Source organism: Anabaena sp. CCY 9910, assembly GCF_963920875.1.
GTDB lineage: Bacteria > Cyanobacteriota > Cyanobacteriia > Cyanobacteriales > Nostocaceae > Trichormus > Trichormus variabilis.
In genome coordinates this window covers 72,063-93,011 of record NZ_CAWUDJ010000007.1, presented here as the reverse complement: position 1 = coordinate 93,011, position 20,949 = coordinate 72,063, and the positions used below count along the sequence as shown (strand labels likewise).

The 20,949-nt window shown below is 39.5% G+C and carries 12 protein-coding genes; 8 read left to right on the top strand and 4 right to left on the bottom strand.

Annotated elements, in window-relative coordinates:
• Positions 1–126 precede the first annotated feature (126 nt).
• The gene (locus tag ACM5QX_RS08195; protein ID WP_414753111.1) at positions 127–3,156 is read right to left on the bottom strand and encodes a CHAT domain-containing protein; all 3,030 of its coding nucleotides are present in this window, start codon (positions 3,154–3,156) and stop codon (positions 127–129) included.
• Between the two features lie 68 nt (positions 3,157–3,224).
• On the opposite strand from ACM5QX_RS08195, the gene ACM5QX_RS08190 reads away from it, so the two are divergent.
• Positions 3,225–3,806: a Uma2 family endonuclease gene (locus ACM5QX_RS08190; protein ID WP_414753110.1), complete on the top strand. Its 582-nt coding sequence runs from the start codon at positions 3,225–3,227 to the stop codon at positions 3,804–3,806.
• A gap of 11 nt (positions 3,807–3,817) precedes the next feature.
• A complete protein-coding gene (locus tag ACM5QX_RS08185; protein WP_414753109.1) occupies positions 3,818–4,273 on the top strand; it encodes a hypothetical protein in 456 nt (151 codons plus the stop codon).
• A 42-nt stretch (positions 4,274–4,315) separates the two neighbouring features.
• Here ACM5QX_RS08185 and ACM5QX_RS08180 read toward each other — a convergent pair whose 3' ends face one another.
• From ACM5QX_RS08180 to ACM5QX_RS08170, 3 genes are all read right to left on the bottom strand, one after another.
• On the bottom strand, positions 4,316–4,867 hold the full coding sequence (locus ACM5QX_RS08180) for a hypothetical protein (protein WP_414753108.1): 552 nt from the start codon (positions 4,865–4,867) through the stop codon (positions 4,316–4,318).
• A gap of 32 nt (positions 4,868–4,899) precedes the next feature.
• Entirely contained in the window at positions 4,900–6,000 is a 1,101-nt protein-coding gene (locus tag ACM5QX_RS08175) for an ABC transporter ATP-binding protein (protein WP_414753107.1), read from the bottom strand.
• Positions 6,001–6,099: 99 nt separating this feature from the next.
• On the bottom strand, positions 6,100–6,816 hold the full coding sequence (locus tag ACM5QX_RS08170) for a GUN4 domain-containing protein (protein ID WP_041456495.1): 717 nt from the start codon (positions 6,814–6,816) through the stop codon (positions 6,100–6,102).
• Positions 6,817–7,127: 311 nt separating this feature from the next.
• On the opposite strand from ACM5QX_RS08170, the gene ACM5QX_RS08165 reads away from it, so the two are divergent.
• From ACM5QX_RS08165 to ACM5QX_RS08140, 6 genes are all read left to right on the top strand, one after another.
• The gene (locus tag ACM5QX_RS08165) at positions 7,128–8,549 is read left to right on the top strand and encodes an NADP-dependent isocitrate dehydrogenase (protein WP_414753106.1); all 1,422 of its coding nucleotides are present in this window, start codon (positions 7,128–7,130) and stop codon (positions 8,547–8,549) included.
• A gap of 1,862 nt (positions 8,550–10,411) precedes the next feature.
• Positions 10,412–11,833, top strand: a complete 1,422-nt coding sequence (locus ACM5QX_RS08160; protein WP_414752441.1) for a sugar transferase — start codon at positions 10,412–10,414, stop codon at positions 11,831–11,833.
• A 59-nt stretch (positions 11,834–11,892) separates the two neighbouring features.
• The gene (locus tag ACM5QX_RS08155; protein WP_414752442.1) at positions 11,893–13,776 is read left to right on the top strand and encodes a non-ribosomal peptide synthetase; all 1,884 of its coding nucleotides are present in this window, start codon (positions 11,893–11,895) and stop codon (positions 13,774–13,776) included.
• A gap of 3 nt (positions 13,777–13,779) precedes the next feature.
• Positions 13,780–18,720: an aminotransferase class III-fold pyridoxal phosphate-dependent enzyme gene (locus tag ACM5QX_RS08150; RefSeq protein WP_414752443.1), complete on the top strand. Its 4,941-nt coding sequence runs from the start codon at positions 13,780–13,782 to the stop codon at positions 18,718–18,720.
• 130 nt (positions 18,721–18,850) lie between these two features.
• Entirely contained in the window at positions 18,851–19,678 is an 828-nt protein-coding gene (locus ACM5QX_RS08145) for a TIGR04325 family methyltransferase (RefSeq protein ID WP_011321493.1), read from the top strand.
• Between the two features lie 60 nt (positions 19,679–19,738).
• Positions 19,739–20,890: an acyltransferase family protein gene (locus ACM5QX_RS08140; protein ID WP_414752444.1), complete on the top strand. Its 1,152-nt coding sequence runs from the start codon at positions 19,739–19,741 to the stop codon at positions 20,888–20,890.
• The last annotated feature ends 59 nt before the right edge of the window (positions 20,891–20,949 follow it).

Below are 20,949 nucleotides of genomic sequence, written 5' to 3'. Positions count from 1 at the left end.
GAGTACGATTTGATTATTGAAAACATCTAAGTATTTGTAGGGTGGGCAATGCCCACCGTATCACGGTTTTGGTGGGCATTGCCCACCCTACTGAATTTGCGAATTGGTTTTATTTTTTGTCTTTCCTTAAAGCCCATTACCAATTAGAATAAATGATGCCCAATAATAGGGATGATTAAACTGATTATTCCCTGTCAACAAGGCAAGTTGCGCTGTACGTAAAGCTTCAGATTTAGTTAAATTACCTGTTTTTAAGACATTATAAAAGCCATCCATTAATGCTTGTGTGCCGCCGTCAGAAACAGCCCATAGTGAGGCGATGGAAGCTTTTGCACCTGTTAATTGAATTTGGTATCCTAGACCGAGAATTTCTTGACCGTTACCTAATTGATTACCTAAACCTGTTTGACAGGCACTTAATACTACTAAATCAACGTTTGGTAAAGACCAGTTTTCGATATCTTTAAGAGTGACGCGATCGCCGTTACCAAATAGTATAAATGAACTTTCTGGATCACCACTCACCAACATCCCATGAGTTGCTAGATGGATGATTTTGTAATCGTTCATTTGGGGGATTGTAACTTGGGGGCTAAAATCATTATCTAAAAGTATTTTTGTGCCTTTAATTGTCTTGGCTAAATTGTCTACTTCAACTTTAGCAAATTGTAAACCACTAAATACTTCTTGACGTTCGCCTACTGCTACTTTATAGTCGCCTTTGGTAAAGGCTGCGGCTAAAGTTGGTAGAGAGGCTTGGGGTTTGCTGTTTAATTTAGTCAAGCTAGCGGCGGTAATATTATTAATGATATAACGCTCGATTAGCCAATTTTTGCCATCATATAATGCAGCTAAGGGTATATATCTGAGTTTGCTATCTGGAGCGTAAATAATTGCTTGAGCATTAGCTTGTTTCAGGTCGTTTTCTATAGGTTTAATGAGCCAATTATATAATTTGTTGGCTGGAACTTTACTATCTTTATAGGGAACAACTATAGCTTGGCGAAATTCATTAATGACTTGATTTAGTTCTGCTGGTTTTACGGGAACTGGACGATGAATTGGTGGTGTATCCGCCGTGACGACAACTAATTCCAATCTGTCGTCTAACACCACGGGATATAATAAGACGGCTTTTTTATTTAACTGTCGCAAATTATCCCGCAAAGAATTCAGTTGTCTTAGGCTGAGGTTTTCCTGTCCAGAATTGGCAGATAATTGTTGTACAAGAGCGACTACAGCAGGTGTTTTGGTAAATTTGTTAAACTCAGCCGTAATTGTTTGCTCAAGTTTCACTAATTCAACAATGCGTTTTTCTTGGGTGGCTGTGCGTGCATTTGCTGGAGTTTGGCGGAGGTTTGTTAGTTCTTGCCCAAGGGCGATCGCTTGGTCTTGAATGGCGCTATACTTTTGAGAAATCTGTTGTTCTTGGGGTTGCAGGGGTAATTTTTGGCTTGGCTGTGGTTCTGTATTAACTCCCCTTTGTCCACTGTTACCTACTGGTGTTGTCGTTTGGGGTTGACTACGGCGATTTCCAATAAAATCATTAACTTCTTGAATTTTGAGTAAATCTAAAACTTGCTGTGCTTCGCCGGGACGGTTTTGTTTGAGTAATAAATCAGCCAGACGGCGATACCTTTCGGCGACGGCTTCTGTATAGGATTTTTGGATATCTGCGGGGATGGTGCGTAAATTTTGGCGAATACTTTCCGTGAGGTTGACTGATTGCTTGTAAAATGCGATCGCTAGTTGTGGTTGATTTTGTGCAGACAGGATATCGCCTAAAAGTTTGAGTGTTGCGGCTTCACTGACTTTATCGCTAACTTGTCTGTGCATGGCTAAAGCTTGCTGATACAATCCTGAAGCTTTCTCCTGCTGGCCTTGCTTTTGGTAGATTTGTCCTAGATTACTTATTGTCACACCTTCCCCGGTGCGATCGCCTACTTCTTGATAAATAGCTAAAGCTTGCTGATTTAACTCAATAGCTTGCGGATACTTACCTAAACTACTTTGCACCTTAGCAATATTATTGAGAGTTACAGCAATTCCCGGTTTATAGCTATTCTCTTTATATATTTTTAAAGCTTGTTGATACAATTTTAATGCTTGGTCATATTTACCCAAACTCAAATAAATTTGTCCAATATTATTCATATTTAAGGCTCTACCTTGGAACTGAAAAGAGTCCTTACCAAAAGCATCACCAACATTAGCACGACTGGCGGCTTGTTGCAAAGCTTGGGAGTTTTGCCCTAAATAATCATAAAGTAATTTTATCTCTTGTTTCGTAGCTTTTTCTGCATCATTATTAATTCTGCTATAAATATTTGCTGATTCTTCGGCTAATTCTAGAGATTTTTTATATTGACCCAAACTAAAATTAGTACTGGCAAGGTTATTAATAATTGCGGCTTTCGTACCAAGATAATTCGAGCAGCATTCTTGCAGATTAGCTAAACCCTGCTGATAAGAATCTAAGGCTTGTTTATAGTTGCCTAAATTAACGTAAATTACACCAATATTGTTCAAAGTTTGAATCCCACCAATTTTATCATCATCAGCTTTTTGCATTGCCCATGTTTGCTGATAAAAATCGAGAGCTTTTGTATACTGTCCCATGCGAAAATAAACCGCACCAATATCAGCTAGCATCATTTTTTGGCTAGTAGAATAACTAGAATCTTTGGGATTAGCTGCTTTCAGTTCCTTGATAATCGCTAAAGCTGGTTGATAATATTCCAGCGCCTGGGGATACTGTCCCAAATTGACATATACTTCACCAATATAAGAAAGAGGTATCCATTCATTTTGGCGGTCTCTTGTTTTTCTGCGAATATCTAAGGAGGACTGAAAATATTCCAGCGCTTTCCCATACTCCCCTTTACGAAAATACACATAACCAATATTTACCAGGCTGTTCGCTTCTCCAGCCTTAGCACCATATTTTTTAAAAATAGCTAACGCCTGCTGGAAGTTTTCCAAAGCTGCTTGTAACTCCCCTACACCAAAAAAATCCTTATAAATTAGGGATTCACCGTTACTATTCAACATCACAGCTTGTGTTATATGTTCTTCGGCTGTTGGAGTTGGTGCTTGTGCTAGAGATGGGGAAGCTAGAGTTAAAATTAGAGTTAAAGGAATAATAGGAAGTCGCATATATGTATTAATAGTGACAAGATGCTTCCTATAATAATCGTGATCACTAAAAATGTTGGAAATTGCTGATGATTGCCTCACCTGAACCAGAATACCTCACACCTGAAGAATATCTCCAGTTAGAAGAAGCCAGTCCTATCAAACATGAATACATCAACGGTTATGCTTATGCAATGGCTGGAGCTACTGACGCTCATGTCACTGTTGCGGGAAACCTGTTTGTACTTCTCCGTAATCATGTACGTGGTTCTGGTTGTCGTGTTTACATTGCTGATATGAAAGCCAGGATTGAATCTTTAAATAGATATTATTATCCTGATGTAATGGTTACTTGCGATCAACGTGATCAGGAAACGCCTAATCATAAAAAGTTTCCTTGTTTAATTGTAGAAGTTTTATCTAACTCTACTGAAGCTTTTGATCGAGGGGATAAATTTGTAGATTACCAGGAAATTGAGACTCTAAAAGAATACGTTTTAATCAATACAAAACGTCAGCGAGTCGAATGTTTTAAACGTGGTGATAATGGTTTATGGATTCTGCAAAGTTATACAGAACAGGATAAAATATTTCGCCTCAATAGTGTTGATTTTGAAGGAGGAATCGCCGACCTTTATGAAGATGTTACTTTTGAACAACCTACCCTATAAATTATCACGTCATGTCTAAAAACGCTCTGGCAACAGGATTAATTATTGGTGCAACATTAGGATTATTCCCTAACTCTATAACCACTGCTCAAGAAATATATATTAACGGTAAATGCCAACAAAATCAGCAATTAGAAGAGTCTGACAGATTTACAGTTGTGTACAAATCTGATTTTAAAACCAAAGGACAACCTTATTGGTTATATTCAGGTCAATATATAGATGGTTCTTCAATTGTCTGTATTTCCCGACCAGGATTTAAACAACCAAAACTATTAAATGTTAAACAGATACAGTCTGGTTACATTGATAAAATAATCAAAGACTCACGCAATCAAACAGCTTTTCTGGTGACTGTACGCTATGGTAATGGTTCTTATGTCCCAATCACCCAATATCGAGTCAATTTGTCCACACCCAGTAAACCTGTGATTACTAAAATAAGGTCTTGGAGGTCGGAAGGTTAATTATCAGTAATTTATTTCACCTCAACCTCAAAAATATATAATTTAACCAATGTATGGGTATTGTGACGGTTTAATTTTCAATAATGCTACCCAGTATTTTATCGCATTATTTTTAGTAGTTTCTAAATCACGAGATTTATGAACTCTGCCTATTTCCATTAAATAAAATGTCAGTTTAATCGCAGTAATTAGTTTAATCAATCCTAGAGCTTGAAAATTTTGTAAAAATAAATGTATGACTGTGTGATATTTACGCTTATGACGGAAATACATCCACCATTTCATTTGATGGACGGCAATACTTTTTTGATAACCTAATGTAGTTTCTACCTGGATAAATTTATCTTTAACTCGATGATAAAACTGCATTTCTTTGACAAAATCACCTGCTTTTTGAGCAAAAACAGCTTCATCAGATAATTTGTAGGCTTCACTAATTAAATTACCTGATTTTTCTGCCTGCTGTTGAGTGTAACCAAGTTTCAAATATATGGTGGTTGCTGCGGAGGCTAATTCTGCAAAATTTTCAGCATCATGTAACCAGTATATCTGTGCTTGCAGTTCCCCTAATGTGACAGCTAAATTTTCATTCATCTTCACCTTTATTTCCTTGCTGTGTCATTTAATCAATCCTGAGGCGATATTCTATAACCAGTCTGAGGATCAAAAATAAACAACTGATGTAAATCGAGTTGTAAAGAAAGGCGATCGCCTGAATGTAGACGAATATTTCCACTCAGTTGAACACTCAATAGTACTGTTGAATCGGGTAAACTCACACGAACTAATGTTTCCCTTCCTAAAGGTTCAACTAATTTGACATCGACTAACAATCCTGAATTCTGCGCGTTGATTTCATCAGAATTAATTGAGATGTGTTCTGGACGAATACCCAAATTCACCCGTTGTCCCGGACGCAGTTGTAAATTCTCCCTGAGAAACCCTGGAATTGCGAGTAATTGTCCATTGACATCAAAACCTGCAAGTTGATAAGTTGCAGGTAGAATATTCATCGGTGGATTACCTAAAAAAGTAGCCACCATTTGATTAGCGGGACGAGCATAAATCCCTTGAGGTTCGCCAATTTGTTGAATCCGTCCACCACTTAACACCACAATCTTATCAGCCAAAGTCATCGCCTCGACTTGATCATGGGTAACGTAGATAGTTGTAATGCCTAATTGTTGATGTAACTGCTTTAACTCTGCCCTAGTATCATCTCGCAATTGGGCATCTAAATTAGACAAAGGTTCATCTAATAAAAATACCTGTGGTTCACGAGCGATCGCTCTCCCTAATGCTACCCGTTGTTGCTGACCCCCGGAAAGTTGTTTGGGTTTGCGATCTAACAAATGATCCAAAGAAAGCGATCGCGCCACATCCACCACCCGTTCTTGCACAATTTTCGGGTTAATTTTCCGCATCTTTAACCCAAAGGCTATATTTTCCGCCACCGTCATGTGGGGATAAAGAGCGTAATTTTGGAACACCATCGCCACATCACGCGCTCTGGCGGGGATGTTATTGACCAAGCGATCGCCAATAAACAGATTACCTGATGTGGCACTTTCTAAACCAGCGATCGTCCGTAAAATTGTAGACTTCCCACAACCAGAGGGCCCCACCAAAACCCAAAACTCACCATCAGGAATTTCAAAGGAGATTTCCTCAATTGCGGTGACGTTGTTAAATCGACGCTTAATATCTTCCAAACGAACTTTTGCCATTATCTTTAGTCATTGGTCATTGGTCAGTTGTCAGTTGTCATTAGTTTTTTCTTTCCCTTCCCCCAATCCCCAGTCCCCAATCCCCAATCCCGATCCCCATCACTTCGACCAAGCAGGATGAGCAAATAACGCAGCAATCACCCGCACCCCTCGTAATTGATTAGACAGGGGTAGATGACCTCTAGGCGCAGTTAAATTCCAAGTAAAGCCATTTGGGTAGCGAGTCCAGTTATTACCGCTTTTCCAGCCAATTTTCGGCCAGAAATTATCCCAGTTTTTCCCTAAACTCAACCAGATGTCTCTCTGTACGGAAAAGCCAAACTTACCTTCAGAGTGAACTATCCACAGTTGATTAATGGTTTGTAAGTCATCAGAGGGAAAGCTATCCACGTCAGTAAAATACAGCCATTTCCTTTTGACAGCCATTGGCCCTGCTATTTCGCACATGGTTTCAATGGTCAGGAGGTCTGCGGCTTGGAAATCTTGTTGAGCTAGTAACTGTTGCAAAAGATTGTAATTAATCCCGCAGCTTGATTTTAGAGTTACAATGCCCTCAGGAAAATTATTTTGCAAAAATTCCTGGGCTTGAGGTGCATCAGACTCGTAAAGCACTTGGTAGGCTTTCCCATCAATCCAAGTCGCTGGGTTCTCACGACGTTTCAGTAAGAATTCCATTAAAACATCTAATCCTTCATTGCCCACATCAGCCAACTGTAGGATTATCTGTTGTTGGACTTGGATAGACCCAGCGATTAGCCGTTGCCTGAGGGAATCGATGTCATTAGCAGTGCCTGATACAATCATTGGGTCTGTCATGCCATTACTCGTAATTAGCGGGAGAGTGAAAAAACGGTCGGCTATCGGCCTTCTTGATGGCGAAGCAATGATAGCGAAAAGTAGTTTACTATTTTTGATCGTACAAAATTGCGGCGGTTTCACTGAAAATCCTATATCAGAATCCTCCAATGCTGTAAAAAGATGAATAGGGGGAAAATCTGCGCCTCAATGAATGATGGAATGGGAAGCGGGGAGTTGGGAGTAGGAAGCCGAGGCGAAAACAACAAAAAATCCCCATCCCCAATCTCCAATCCCCAAGACACAACGTATCTTTGTGGAGTGTGTGAAATATGTACAACAAGATTACCCCCCCTACAACCGGAGAAAAAATTACCTTCAAAAATGGTGAGCCGGTTGTGCCCAACAATCCAATTATCCCCTTTATTCGGGGCGATGGAACGGGAATTGATATTTGGCCAGCTACGGAAAAAGTACTGGATGCGGCGGTAGCCAAAGCCTATCAAGGTAAGCGGAAAATTAGTTGGTTTAAGATTTACGCTGGGGATGAAGCCTGTGATTTATACGGGACTTATCAGTATTTACCAGAGGATACCTTAACAGCTATTAAAGAATATGGTGTGGCAATTAAAGGGCCTTTGACTACTCCGGTCGGTGGTGGTATCCGTTCCTTGAATGTGGCACTAAGACAAATTTTTGACTTATACGCCTGTGTACGTCCTTGCCGTTATTATGCGGGTACACCCTCACCCCACAAAAATCCTGAAAAACTTGATGTAATCGTCTATCGGGAAAACACAGAAGATATTTATTTAGGGATTGAGTGGAAACAAGGTAGTGAAATAGGCGATCGCCTCATCTCTATCCTCAACAAAGAACTCATCCCCGCCACCCCAGAACACGGTAAAAAGCAAATCCCCCTGGATGCTGGGATAGGGATCAAACCCATCAGCAAAACTGGTTCCCAGCGCCTAGTACGTCGCGCCATCAAACACGCCCTCACATTACCCAAACACAAGCAACAAGTGACCTTGGTGCATAAGGGTAACATCATGAAGTACACCGAAGGGGCTTTCCGTGATTGGGGTTACGAATTAGCCACAAGTGAGTTCCGCCAAGAAACCGTCACTGAACGGGAATCTTGGATTTTAAGCAACAAGGAGAAAAACCCGAATATCTCCTTGGAAGACAACGCCCGTCAAATTGACCCTGGTTTTGATGCCCTGACCCCAGAGAAAAAGGCGCAAATTGTCAAGGAAGTAGAAACAGTTCTTAACTCAATTTGGGAAACCCACGGTAACGGAAAGTGGAAAGAAAAAGTGTTAGTGAATGACCGGATTGCTGACAGTATCTTTCAACAAATCCAAACCAGACCAGATGAGTATTCGATTCTGGCGACAATGAACTTAAACGGCGATTACTTGTCTGATGCGGCGGCTGCTATTGTCGGCGGCTTAGGAATGGGGCCAGGAGCAAATATTGGCGATTCCTGCGCCGTATTTGAAGCTACCCACGGTACAGCACCCAAACACGCCGGCTTAGACAGAATTAACCCAGGTTCAGTCATTTTATCTGGGGTGATGATGTTGGAGTATTTGGGTTGGCAAGAAGCCGCAGACCTAATTAAGAAAGGTTTAAGTGATGCGATCGCTAATAGCCAAGTCACTTACGATTTAGCTAGATTACTCGAACCACCAGTTGAACCCCTAAAATGTTCTGAATTTGCCGACGCAATTATCAAACATTTCGGTTAATTAAAAAATAAGGAATGGTGAATCATTATCAAATTCCCATTCTCTTTATTAATGAGACAAGGGTGAGCAAGGCTCACCCTTGTCTCCCCCTAACTATACGATTATCATTCTTACAACTCATGTCTCAAGTATGAAGTATATCTTGTCTTAAGTGCTTCTGAAGTATTTCGTGACCCTTTGGCTAAATTATCGTTGTTGTTTTGGGTATTCTTTCGCAAGCATTTATTTCGTGCGAATGAGATATATCTGTTGGCAGGAGATGAAGTTGTATCAAAACTTGTACTTATCCCTACATTGAATAGTTTTTCGACCTCATCATAAATATTTCCTTGATTCTTTTTTAACGTAATTCAATAATCTGCATTTTGCTGCGTAATTAACTTCACAATTTATTTTTGGCAACCCATTGCATCGATTGTCACAATACATCTAGACAGTTCTCATACCTTTAACAACTCGGTAATTGCTGTAATTTTATTCGACTTTTCCTCCACATTCACTTGTCCTAATACTAATCTATTTGTATTTGCCCATGCACTCATTATTTGCATTACACTTTGCTCACTACTGTCGTTTGGTACGATCTATGCGTAGATGTTCTATTACACCAAAGTGGTCAGGAATCGTGATTTTGGGCTTGAGCTTCATTCAACTATAATCTGGGTTCTTTTTGTTTAATGCAAAGAATTAATTTACTATAAAGAGAGACCCGTATTACTTGGCAGCCCTCGGCTGTCAAAAACTCGCCCTGTCCATACAACGATTATCATTCTTATTAAGTTTCGTGCCTAATTCTACGAAAGTCTTGTGTGGTAGAGTGTTGAGGGATTTCAGCTTTATTCTCGATCTTTAATATTTAGATGCGTTTGCCCTACCGTAGGCATCGCTTTTTTTTACCCGACCTCACAAAATAGCGTTTCTCCCATCACTGTAAGGCTTTTGGGTTTCGCACCGGGAACTAGTCTAACCTCCAGGTTTTTAATATTTATTTTATAAATGAGTCAGTACTCTACCTAATTATGTAGTAATGACTAAATAGTAGTTAAAGTTAGTGTAAAGTTGAAAAAATTTGACAAAAAAAAATTACTTTACGGTAGACTAACACGTAGTTAATACTTTTTATCTCAAAAAAGCTGTGTACAAAGAAAATTTTCCTCTGGGGCAAACAAATATCAAACTGTTCCACAATGAATTGGAATGTGGAAATTGAAGATATCAAATCATGCTATTCTAGTAGCACAGAGATGTTACTAATGTATTTATTGTAATTTTGTGTGATTTCTCTCGGTAATAACTCTAGTTCTTCAGTAATAGATATTTCCAAAACAGTATGTTTTGGTGTAAAGTAACATCGTAATTTTGTGTGATTTCCCTCAGTAATAACTCTAGTTCTTCAGTAATAGATATTTCCAAAACAGTATGTTTTGGTGTAAAGTAACATCGTAATTTTGTGTGATTTCCCTCAGTAATAACTCTAGTTCTTCAGTAATAGATATTTCCAAAACAGTATGTTTTGGTGTAGAGTAACATCGTAATTTTGTGTGATTTCCCTCGGTAATAACTCTAGTTCTTCATTAATAGATATCTCCAAAACAGTATGTTTTGGGGTACAGTGACATCAAAATAAGTTTTTTGACACAAAAAATTAGTGAAGTACTAAAATTGACCATTACACTAAAGACGGGTTGCAGCTTTAGTTTCAAAATCGCTAATAGTATTGATATAAAAAGATTTTTGCCGGGGCAAAAGTCTAGCAAGCATCCGTTTTTAGTATAAATAATGTTTTTCATGTTGCTTTGCACAGGATACTAAGCAGAAATCTAACATCTCCTTCCTCACCTTCAGCATACACTTGTGAATATATGTCAAATGTTCAGTTAGACAAGACTTACCTAGACTTACGTGAACCTGTATTTATCAAATTGCGTAAAGGTTCATGGTGGTTAAGATTAGTAACACTTGTTATTGTAGATTTTTCTCTTCTATTACTAGCTTGGGTATTGGCTAAAAATTATTCTACAAATTATAATTGGTTTGATATAAAAAGCTTTTCATCTATATCAATAGCTGCTGCTATCCAAATAGGTGCATTAGCTATCCAGGGTAATTACCACTCTGGTAAAAAATGGTATGATTACTTAAATATTCTGAAAACACTGACTTTTGCACATGGACTAATATTATTTTTCTGTTTACTATATCAGCCAATAATTGAGTCTAAGAGTTCATCATTAATTATATGGTCGTGGGTATTTAGCACAACCTTTGTTTGTTTTGGTAGATATATTGTATACCTTAAGCTTAATTATCTACGAAGATTTAAATTATTAGGTAGGGCTAAAATATTTATTATTTGTGAATCTCAAAAGTACGAAAAATTCGTAAACCTAATCAATAAAGACGAGCGTTACGTCTTGCTAGGACAAGCAAATGCTAATTGTTTAGATAGAGATTACCGCCAAGAAACGTTAGGGAAACTTAATAAATTGGGTGTAACGGAAATTTTCGTTTCTTGGGATGCTATCAAAAACAGAATTTTTGTCTGCTGGCTATTTCAGGCTGCGGGAATTGCAGTACATATTGTCCCAATGGAACTAAATCCGATTCATAGAGATATAGATTTCAATAGAATTGGAGGGATGACTTATTTAACTTTTGATTGTCCAATAATCACAGGTAGAGATTTTTGGATTAAGCGGAGTTTTGATTTTTGTTTTGCTAGTTTATTTTTATTGTTGACTTTTCCTGTATATCTAGCGATCGCCATAGCGATTAAACTAGATTCTCCTGGTACAGTCTTTTACAAACAAACTCGCATAGGCATACGGGGAAAACAATTTAAAGTCTGGAAATTTCGCACCATGAAGTCTGATGCGGAAAAGATGCAAAAAGAGTTGGAAGCTCTGAATGAAGTGAAGGACGGCATTATCTTTAAAATCAAAGATGACCCAAGAATCACCAAGGTTGGTAAATTTCTCCGTCGTTACAGCTTAGATGAATTACCTCAAATCTTTAACGTCTTGTTGGGAGAGATGAGCTTAGTTGGTCCTCGTCCTTTACCTACTAGAGATGTAGAGAAATTCTCTGAGCGTCATTTTATCAGACAAGAAGTTTTACCTGGTATTACTGGTCTTTGGCAAGTTTCTGGTCGCTCAAATATTTTAGATTTTGAACAAATAATCAATTTGGATCTGAATTACATTGAAAACTGGTCACTCCGCTTAGATTTTGAAATCCTACTCAAAACAGTACGAGTAGTTTTGAAAAAAGAAGGTGCTTATTAGGGAAATGTCCAGAGAAATTTGATTTTTCATGATAAAACAATCGGTGATTTTAACTTTGTATGGAAAAACAGTTAAGGAAATATCCCCACAACCAGTGCATTCATCAGTTATTTGAAGAACAAGTAGAACGCACACCTGATGCAGTGGCTGTTGTTTTTGGTGAACAACATTTGACTTACCAACAAGTAAATCACCGAGCCAATCAATTAGCGCAATATCTGCGAACCTTGGGTATAGGTGCAGAAATGCTAGTAGGAATTTGTCTAGAGCGATCGCCAGAAATGATCATTGGATTGTTAGCAATCCTCAAAGCTGGGGGAGCTTATGTACCTTTAGATGCAGGATATCCACAAGAACGCCTAGCTTTCATGCTAGTAGATACCCAAATTCCAGTGTTATTAACCCAAAAAGAATTAGTCAAAAAATTACCTAATCATGAGGCGCGCGTAATTTGCCTTGATACTGATTGGGAAATCATCAATCAACACACACCAGAAAACCAAAATATTAGCATCACACCTGATAATTTGGCTTATGTCATGTATACCTCAGGTTCTACAGGACAACCCAAAGGTGTGAGTGTTGTTCATCGTGGTGTAGTCCGCTTAGTCAAAGAAACTAACTACGCTAACTTTACTAATACAGAAATATTTTTACAACTTGCGCCCATATCTTTTGATGCTTCCACATTTGAAATTTGGGGTTGCTTACTCAACGGCGGAAAACTCGTTTTATATCCCAGTAACACCCCATCTATAGATGAATTAGGACAAGTTATTCAAAAATATCAAATCACTACCATCTGGTTAACAGCAGGCTTATTTCATCTCATGGTAGATGAAAATATTCATGCTTTAAAACCCTTACGTCAACTGTTAGCAGGTGGTGATGTTTTATCCGTTTCTCACGTCCAAAAATTTCTAAAAACAGTAGAAAATTGTCAACTAATTAACGGTTACGGCCCCACAGAAAACACCACCTTTACCTGTTGTTATCACATCAAAGACCCAGTCAGACCAGATAGCTCAATTCCTATTGGTCGCCCCATCGCTCATACCCAGGTGCACATATTAGATGAAAATTTGCAACCAGTAGCAATGGGAGCAACAGGAGAATTATATATTGGTGGCGACGGCTTGGCACGCGGTTATCTCCATCGTCCAGAATTAACCAAAGAAAGATTTATTGAATTAAATAACTCAAACTTTCAATCCCTAACTCTATATAAAACAGGGGATCTAGCTCGTTATTTACCAGATGGCAATATTGAATTTCTGGGACGAATTGACAACCAAGTGAAAATTCGCGGCTTCCGCATTGAGTTAGGAGAAATTGAGCGAGAGATTTCTCAATATCCTGATGTGCGAGAAAACGTCGTTTTGGCTCATCAGACGGCAACAGGCGAAAAGAGATTGGTAGCTTATATCGTGCTACATCAAAGCAGTTCATATAAACAAGAACAATTACGTAATTTCCTCCAGCAGCGATTACCAGACTATATGTTGCCATCGGCATTTATGGTTTTAGAATCATTGCCGTTAACTGCTAATGGCAAAGTAGATAGACATAAACTTCCCACTCCCAGCAAAGAACGTCCCCAACTGGAACAAGTATATATTGCACCCCAAACTGATTTACAACGGCAGTTAACCAATATTTGGTCTGATGTTTTGAATATTGAGCCAGTGGGTATTGATGACAACTTCTTTGATTTGGGTGCAACTTCGACCTTAATTATGCAGATAGCTGTGCGAGTACAACAACAACTAGGAATTGAGCTATCGGTGGTGAAACTGTTTCAGTATCCTACAATCGCTGGCTTGGAAAAATATTTAAATGTAGAGCAGAACACTCAACAATCCTATAACCAGCTGCAAAGTCGCGCTCAACGCCAGCAAGCAGCAGCTTCTGCTCGTCGTCGTCATAGTCAACGGGGGGTTTAAGCAATGGTGAATATGAAAACAGTGGAAAACCAAGAGCCTCTTGATGGTGTTGCAATTGTTGGTATGGTAGGACGATTCCCAGGTGCGAAAAATGTCCAGGAATTTTGGGGAAATCTTTGTGCTGGGTTAGAGTCAACTACTTTCTTTCAAGATGAGGAGTTAGATCCCAGCATAGATCCGCACCTCATACAAGATCCGAGTTATGTGAAAGCTAGAGGGATAATTCCTGGGGGAGAAACCTTTGATGCTGCCTTCTTTGGAATTAATCCCAGAGAAGCCGAAGTGATGGACCCCCAAAGTCGGGTGTTTTTAGAACTAGTTTATGAAGCGCTGGAAAACGCCGGTTACGATGCTGAAGCATACAGTGGCTTAATTGGTTTGTATGCTGGCTGTGGTCAAAATACCTATTTCGCTAATCATATCTGCGGTCGCCGGGAAATTATCGATCGCGTCGGTGAATTTCAGACAATGCTGGCCAATGAAAAGGATTTTTTGACTACCCGCGCTGCCCATAAGCTCAACCTCAAAGGCCCGGCTGTTAGTATCAGTACTGCTTGTTCTACTTCTTTGGTGGCAGTCATTCAAGCCTGTCAAAGCTTAAGTAACTATCAGTGTGATATGGCTTTAGCTGGTGGTGTGTCCATGACTACACCCCAGAACAGTGGTTATATCGCCCAAGAAGGAACTATGTTATCTGGGGATGGTCACTGCCGTCCTTTTGATGCCAAATCTCAAGGCACAATGTTTAATAATGGTGCGGGATTAGTAGTATTAAAGCGTGTAGAAGATGCAATACAAGATGGCGATCGCATCTATGCAGTCATTCGAGGCTTTGGTATAAACAATGACGGTGCTGACAAGGTAAGTTTCACTGCACCTAGTGTAGATGGGCAAGCCGAAGCCATAGCAATGGCTCAAGCCTATGCTAACTTTCATCCAGAAACGATTTCTTACATTGAAGCTCATGGTACTGCCACATCTCTAGGCGACCCCATTGAGATTGAAGCTTTGACCCAAGCCTTTCGCATCCATACCAATAGCAAACAATTTTGTGCGATCGGTTCTCTCAAAAGTAATGTGGGACATTTAGTAGCGGCGGCTGGTGTTGCAGGTTTGATTAAAACTGCCCTTGCCCTTTATCATCAGCAGATTCCGCCCAGTTTAAACTTTGAGGCTCCAAATCCCAATATTGATTTTGCCAATAGTCCTTTTTATGTCAACACTCAATTAACTCCTTGGCCGCAAGGAGAAACGCCCAGGCGTGCTGGTGTGAGTTCCTTTGGTGTGGGTGGGACTAATGCCCACATTGTCCTAGAAGAAGCACCAGCGATTCTACCTTCTAACTTATCCCGCCCCAGCCAGTTATTATTGCTTTCAGCCAAAACCAGTACAGCTTTAGATACAGCTACAGCAAATTTGCAGGAGCATTTACGAAACAATGCCTCCATCAACTTAGCTGATGTTGCCCATACCCTACAAAGGGGACGTAAAGCCTTTAACTATCGGCGCTTTGTGGTTTGTCAAAATACTAAAGAGGCCATCACCACGCTACAGTCTTTAGAACCCAAGCGCGTGTTGACTCGCCACACACAAGTCCGTGATCCCGAAATTGCCTTCATGTTTCCCGGACAAGGTTCACAATACGTCAATATGGGATTTAATCTCTACAGCCGCGAAATTGTGTTTCGGCAAGTAGTAGATCAGTGTGCAGAAATTCTCAAACCAATATTGGGTAGAGATTTGCGAGAAATTATTTATCCAGTAGCCACGGATATTGAAACTGCATCTACAGCACTGCAACAAACCTGCTTTACCCAGCCTGCATTATTTGTAGTTGAATATGCCCTGGCGCAATTGTGGCAAAGTTGGGGAGTGAAGCCCCAAGCAATGATCGGTCACAGTATTGGGGAATTTGTGGCTGCTTGTCTTGCCGGTGTCTTTAGTTTAGAAGATGCCTTAATGCTGGTAGCTAATCGTGGTCGATTGATGTGGGAGTTACCCAGGGGGGCAATGTTATCTGTGCGTTTGTCCGCCCCAGAGGTAGAAAAACGATTGACAGGAGAATTAGCGATCGCCGCCATCAACAGCCCTTCTCTATGTGTGGTTTCTGGAACCACAGAAGCGATCGCCGCCTGGCAGACACAACTAGAGACAGCAGAAATTGTCTGTCGTCTGTTACACACATCCCACGCATTTCATTCTCCCATGATGGAGGCGATCGTTGCTCCCTTTGCTGAGTTAGTCGGGAAAGTTAAATTATCGCCACCCCAAATTCCCTTTGTTTCCAGTGTTACAGGTGATTGGATTACCCCAGAAGAAGCCACCAATCCCATGTATTGGGCCCAGCATTTGCGCCAGACAGTCAGATTTGCTGATGGTGTCAAAACTTTATGGCAGCAGCCAGAACGCCTCTTACTAGAAGTAGGGCCACGCACAACCACCACCACCCTAGCACGGCAACAAGCTAAAGATATTAAACAACAAATAACCATCGCCTCTCTCAGCGACAATGCCGATAACGAGGCAGAATGGACAGCCCTACTGCAAGCAATGGGGCAACTATGGTTAGCAGGAGTCACCATCAACTGGAACAACTTCTATCAAGAAGAAAGACGAAAACGTATTCCTCTACCTAACTATCCCTTTGAACGTCAACGCTTTTGGATTGATCCTCTACCCCATCCCAACCGTAATACCAATCACAAACCTGCCCATTATCAACTAGAAAAAACTCAAACTATGTCAGCCCAAACTACACTCATTTCACTGCTAAAAGAAATTATTGAAGAAACCTCTGGACTAGAAATTGCCAGCGTTGACGCATCAACAACATTTCTGGAAATGGGTTTAGACTCTTTGTCTCTCACACAAGTTGGACTGGCATTGAAGAAAAAATTCAAAGTTAAAGTTTCACTGAGACAGTTACTAGAAGTTTATCCAAATTTAGCAACACTGGCTGATTTTCTCCAGCAAAACCTATCTGCCGAAGCTTTATCTGCATTAGTTCCTTCCGAAACAACATCACCATCCGCCACCTTAAGCCTGCAAGAAGTTTCAACAAACGGCTCAAATGGCAAGAATGGCAAGAATGGTTCTACCCCATCCCCAATGTTGCTAGTACCTCCAACTTCAACAAATGGAAATGGATCAAAGAATGGCTCCTTACCCCAAGTTTCTTTGCCCAATGTAGCATCCAGCGCCCTCGAAGGGGTGATTAATCAGCAGCTACAAATTATGGCTCAACAACTAGCGCTGCTGGGTAATAACAGTCAACCTGTAACTGTGCCAGCCGTAAACGGACAAAATAACGGTGTCAAATCAGAAAAACCCGTTACCCAAAGCAACCAAAAACCAGAACCACAAGATTCTACAGAGAATCTTCCCAAGAAAGTTTTTGGTGCAGGCGCTCGCATAGAAACCACTCAGACTAAAACTCTCACACCGCAACAACGCACTTATTTAGACAGCATTATTCAAAGATATACACAAAGAACTCAAAAATCTAAAGAATATACTCAAACCAATCGCCCTCATCTAGCAGATCCCAGGAGTGTTTCCGGCTTTAACCCAACGATGAAAGAGATGGTTTACCCAATTGTGGTATCTCGCTCATCGGGTTCTAAACTTTGGGACATTGACGGCAATGAATACGTCGATTTAAGTAACGGTTTTGGCCTGAATTTGTTCGGTTGGTCGCCTGCATTTGTCACAGAAGCCATCGAAGCCCAGCTTAAGCTCGGTATGGAAATTGGACCCCAGACCCCATTGGTGGGAGAAGTTGCCAAGCTGATGTGTGAAATAACCAACTTCGATCGCGCCGCTTTTTGTAACACAGGTTCAGAAGCAGTACTAGGAGCGATGCGCCTGGCACGAACCATTACAGGACGTAACTTAATCGCCATCTTCTCTGGAGGTTATCACGGTATTTTAGATGAAGTTATTGTTCGTGGTACAAAAAAACTGCGATCGATTCCCGCAGCCCCTGGTATCCCCCAAGAAAAAGTAGACAATATCTTAGTAATTGACTACGATGCTCCCGATGCTTTAGATATTCTCAAAAGTCGGGCTGATGAATTAGCTGGTGTCATGGTGGAATCAGTACAGAGTCGCCGCCCAGAATACCAGCCAAGGGAATTTCTCCAACAATTGCGACAATTCACTGAACAAGAAGATATTGCCTTGATTTTTGACGAAATTGTCACCGGCTTTAGGATTCATCCCGGTGGCGCACAAGCTCATTTTGGCATCAAAGCTGACATTGCTACCTACGGCAAGATTGTAGGTGGTGGTTTACCTATTGGAGTCATTGCAGGCAAATCGAAATACATGGATGCGTTGGATGGTGGCTTTTGGCAATACGGAGATGATTCTGTTCCAGAAGTTGGCGTGACTTATTTTGCCGGAACTTTTGTGCGTCATCCCCTAGCATTAGCGGCAGCAAAAGCAGTACTCCAACATCTACTAAAGAATGGACCAAGCTTGCAACAACAGTTAAACGCTAAAACTGATCAGTTTGTGGCAGAACTAACGGATTATTTCCAACAAATGCAAGCACCATACACTGTTCACAATTTCGGTTCTCTGTTTATGGTGAAGTCTGCACCAGAATTCCTCTACGGAGACTTATTATTCTACTTGATGCGGGATAAGGGAGTGCATATTTGGGATCATCGACCATGCTTCCTCACCACAGCTCATTCTGATGCTGATTTGTCCTTAGCAATGGCAGCCTTTAAAGAAAGTATTGCCGAAATGCAGTCTGCTGGTTTTTTTTCTGCCCCAATTTCAACAGCTAACAATAGTCCAGAATCATCTAAGAACCTTCGTAACCGTCCACCCCAACCCGGAGCTAAATTAGGGCGAGATCCTGAAGGTAATCCATCCTGGTATGTTCCAGATCCTCAACGACCAGGGAAATATTTACAAGTCAGTAGTGTTTCTTAAAACAGATTGACATCAGCCTATCTCTGTTGTTTAAAAAACAGGTTTTTGCTAATAAAGCAACAGAGGTAATTTTTATACATTGAATTGATTTTCTTTTCAAAATTTAATTTTAGTAAATTAGCAAAGCAATATGACTGTAATAGCCTCCCCCTATCAAAAATATCAGTTTTTGAAAAAAGTTTTAAAGAACATTCCTGTCATTTCAGATTACATCCGTTATCACTGGAGTTTTTATAGAACTCTAACTGCTTGCCGGGGCGTTTATCGTAACTTTCCTGAGGCGTTGCGGGCAACTCCAAAAGGGGCTAAAGCTGGCTACAACCAGCCTGAAATTAGTAAACATCCATCCGCAGCAAAATTAACAGCAGCCAGGGAGGCTAATGAGTTTAATAGTCAGGATTATCCAATCCTTGTCTGGCTTGCGTCTGCATTCAGAAATAGTTCAACTGTTTTTGACCTCGGTGGTAATGTAGGACACGCCTACTATACTTCCAAAAAGTTTTTGCAATATCCTCACAATTTGCAATGGTTAGTATGTGATATTCCAGAAGTAGTTAACGCAGGAGAGGAGTTAGCAAAAAAAGGCAATAACCCAGGCTTATCTTTTACTGTAGATTTTTCCCAGGCGGAAAATTCAGACATCTTGATTACTTGCGGGACTCTTCAATACATAGAACCATCATTGGCAGAGATGTTGAATAAATTGAAGAAAAAACCTCGTCACATCTTGATAAATCAAGTACCATTTTACGACGGAGAAACATTTATTACACTACAAAATATTGGTTATGCTTTTTGTCCTTACAAAATTCAAAATCGCCACGAATTTATTGCATCACTTTCAGCAATTGGATATGAATTAATTGATAATTGGAAATTAGAGCGTTCCTGTGCTATACCTTTTCATCCTGAGAGATTGGTTCGTAACTATCAAGGATTCTATTTACGTCTTCAATAGTTTTAGATGTAAATTTAGATGAGGAACAGACTGTTAATAGTTCATCGAGATATAGCTTTCATGACCAACGATGTAAAACATATTAAGCCTCTGACTTCTATACGAGGTATTGCAGCTTTATCAGTTGTAATACTTCATTTTTCTTACTATGCCTTACCAAAAACAGGCGTAATTTTGTCATCCTATAGTGCTTTTTTCTATAACAGCTATTTATGGGTTGATTTTTTCTTCATCCTGAGTGGTTTTATTATGACTCATGTTTACATCAATCATTTTTCATCTGGAGTCAATTTACATAAATACTGCTCATATTTATTTTCGCGCTTTGCTAGGATTTATCCCCTACATATATTTATATTGATTCTTTTTATTGGATTAGAGATTATAAAAATATTTTTACCAAATGCTGATCCTTTTACAGAAAAATTTAATTTAACTGCACTTTTTGCTAACATTTTTTTGTTGCAAGCTTTCGCTCTTAATTGTCCACCATTATTTTGGTGTAATACCTATTGGAATGAACCAGCTTGGTCAATTAGTGTAGAATTTATTATTTACTTTATATTTCCATCCCTCTTGATTAAATTGTTAAACAATCAGCAGAAAGATGATTTGTTAATTTACTTTTTTAGTCTGACATTATTATTCTTGGTCACACTAACCAGAGGTAATCTAGACAGCATTATTGGAATACCTTCAATAGCTAGATGTGGACTAGAATGTATTATTGGTATTATTACTTATAAGTTATATCGCAAAGGCAATTATCAAAAATACTGGAATAACAATTTATTAGCCATCGTATCTTTATTGTGGATATTTTTGATTATGAATTTTAACTGGGATGATTCGCGTCTTATTCGTAGTATCCACGACTGGATAGTCTTACCGGGTTTTTCGCTACTTATCTTATCTTTATCCGTTAACAAAAATAATGTAATGACAAAATTTCTTAAATCATCATTTATCGTATATTTGGGGACTATATCTTACTCTATTTATATGGTTCACTGGTTTATTCAAGAAGCATTAAAAGTTTTTTGGTTTTATAAGTTTAATGTTACTTTCGGAAGTACTTTTAACGAATATCAATCTATGATATCCTTGGGTATATTTATGGTAATAGTATTATGCAGTGCATCATTAATTCATAACTTTATAGAAGTACCTGGGAGAAATTCTTTAAAATATAAATTTTTAACTAAACAATAAAACAATATCTTCATCATTAATAGCTCACGAGTAAAATACAATCTTCTTTATGCGTGAGC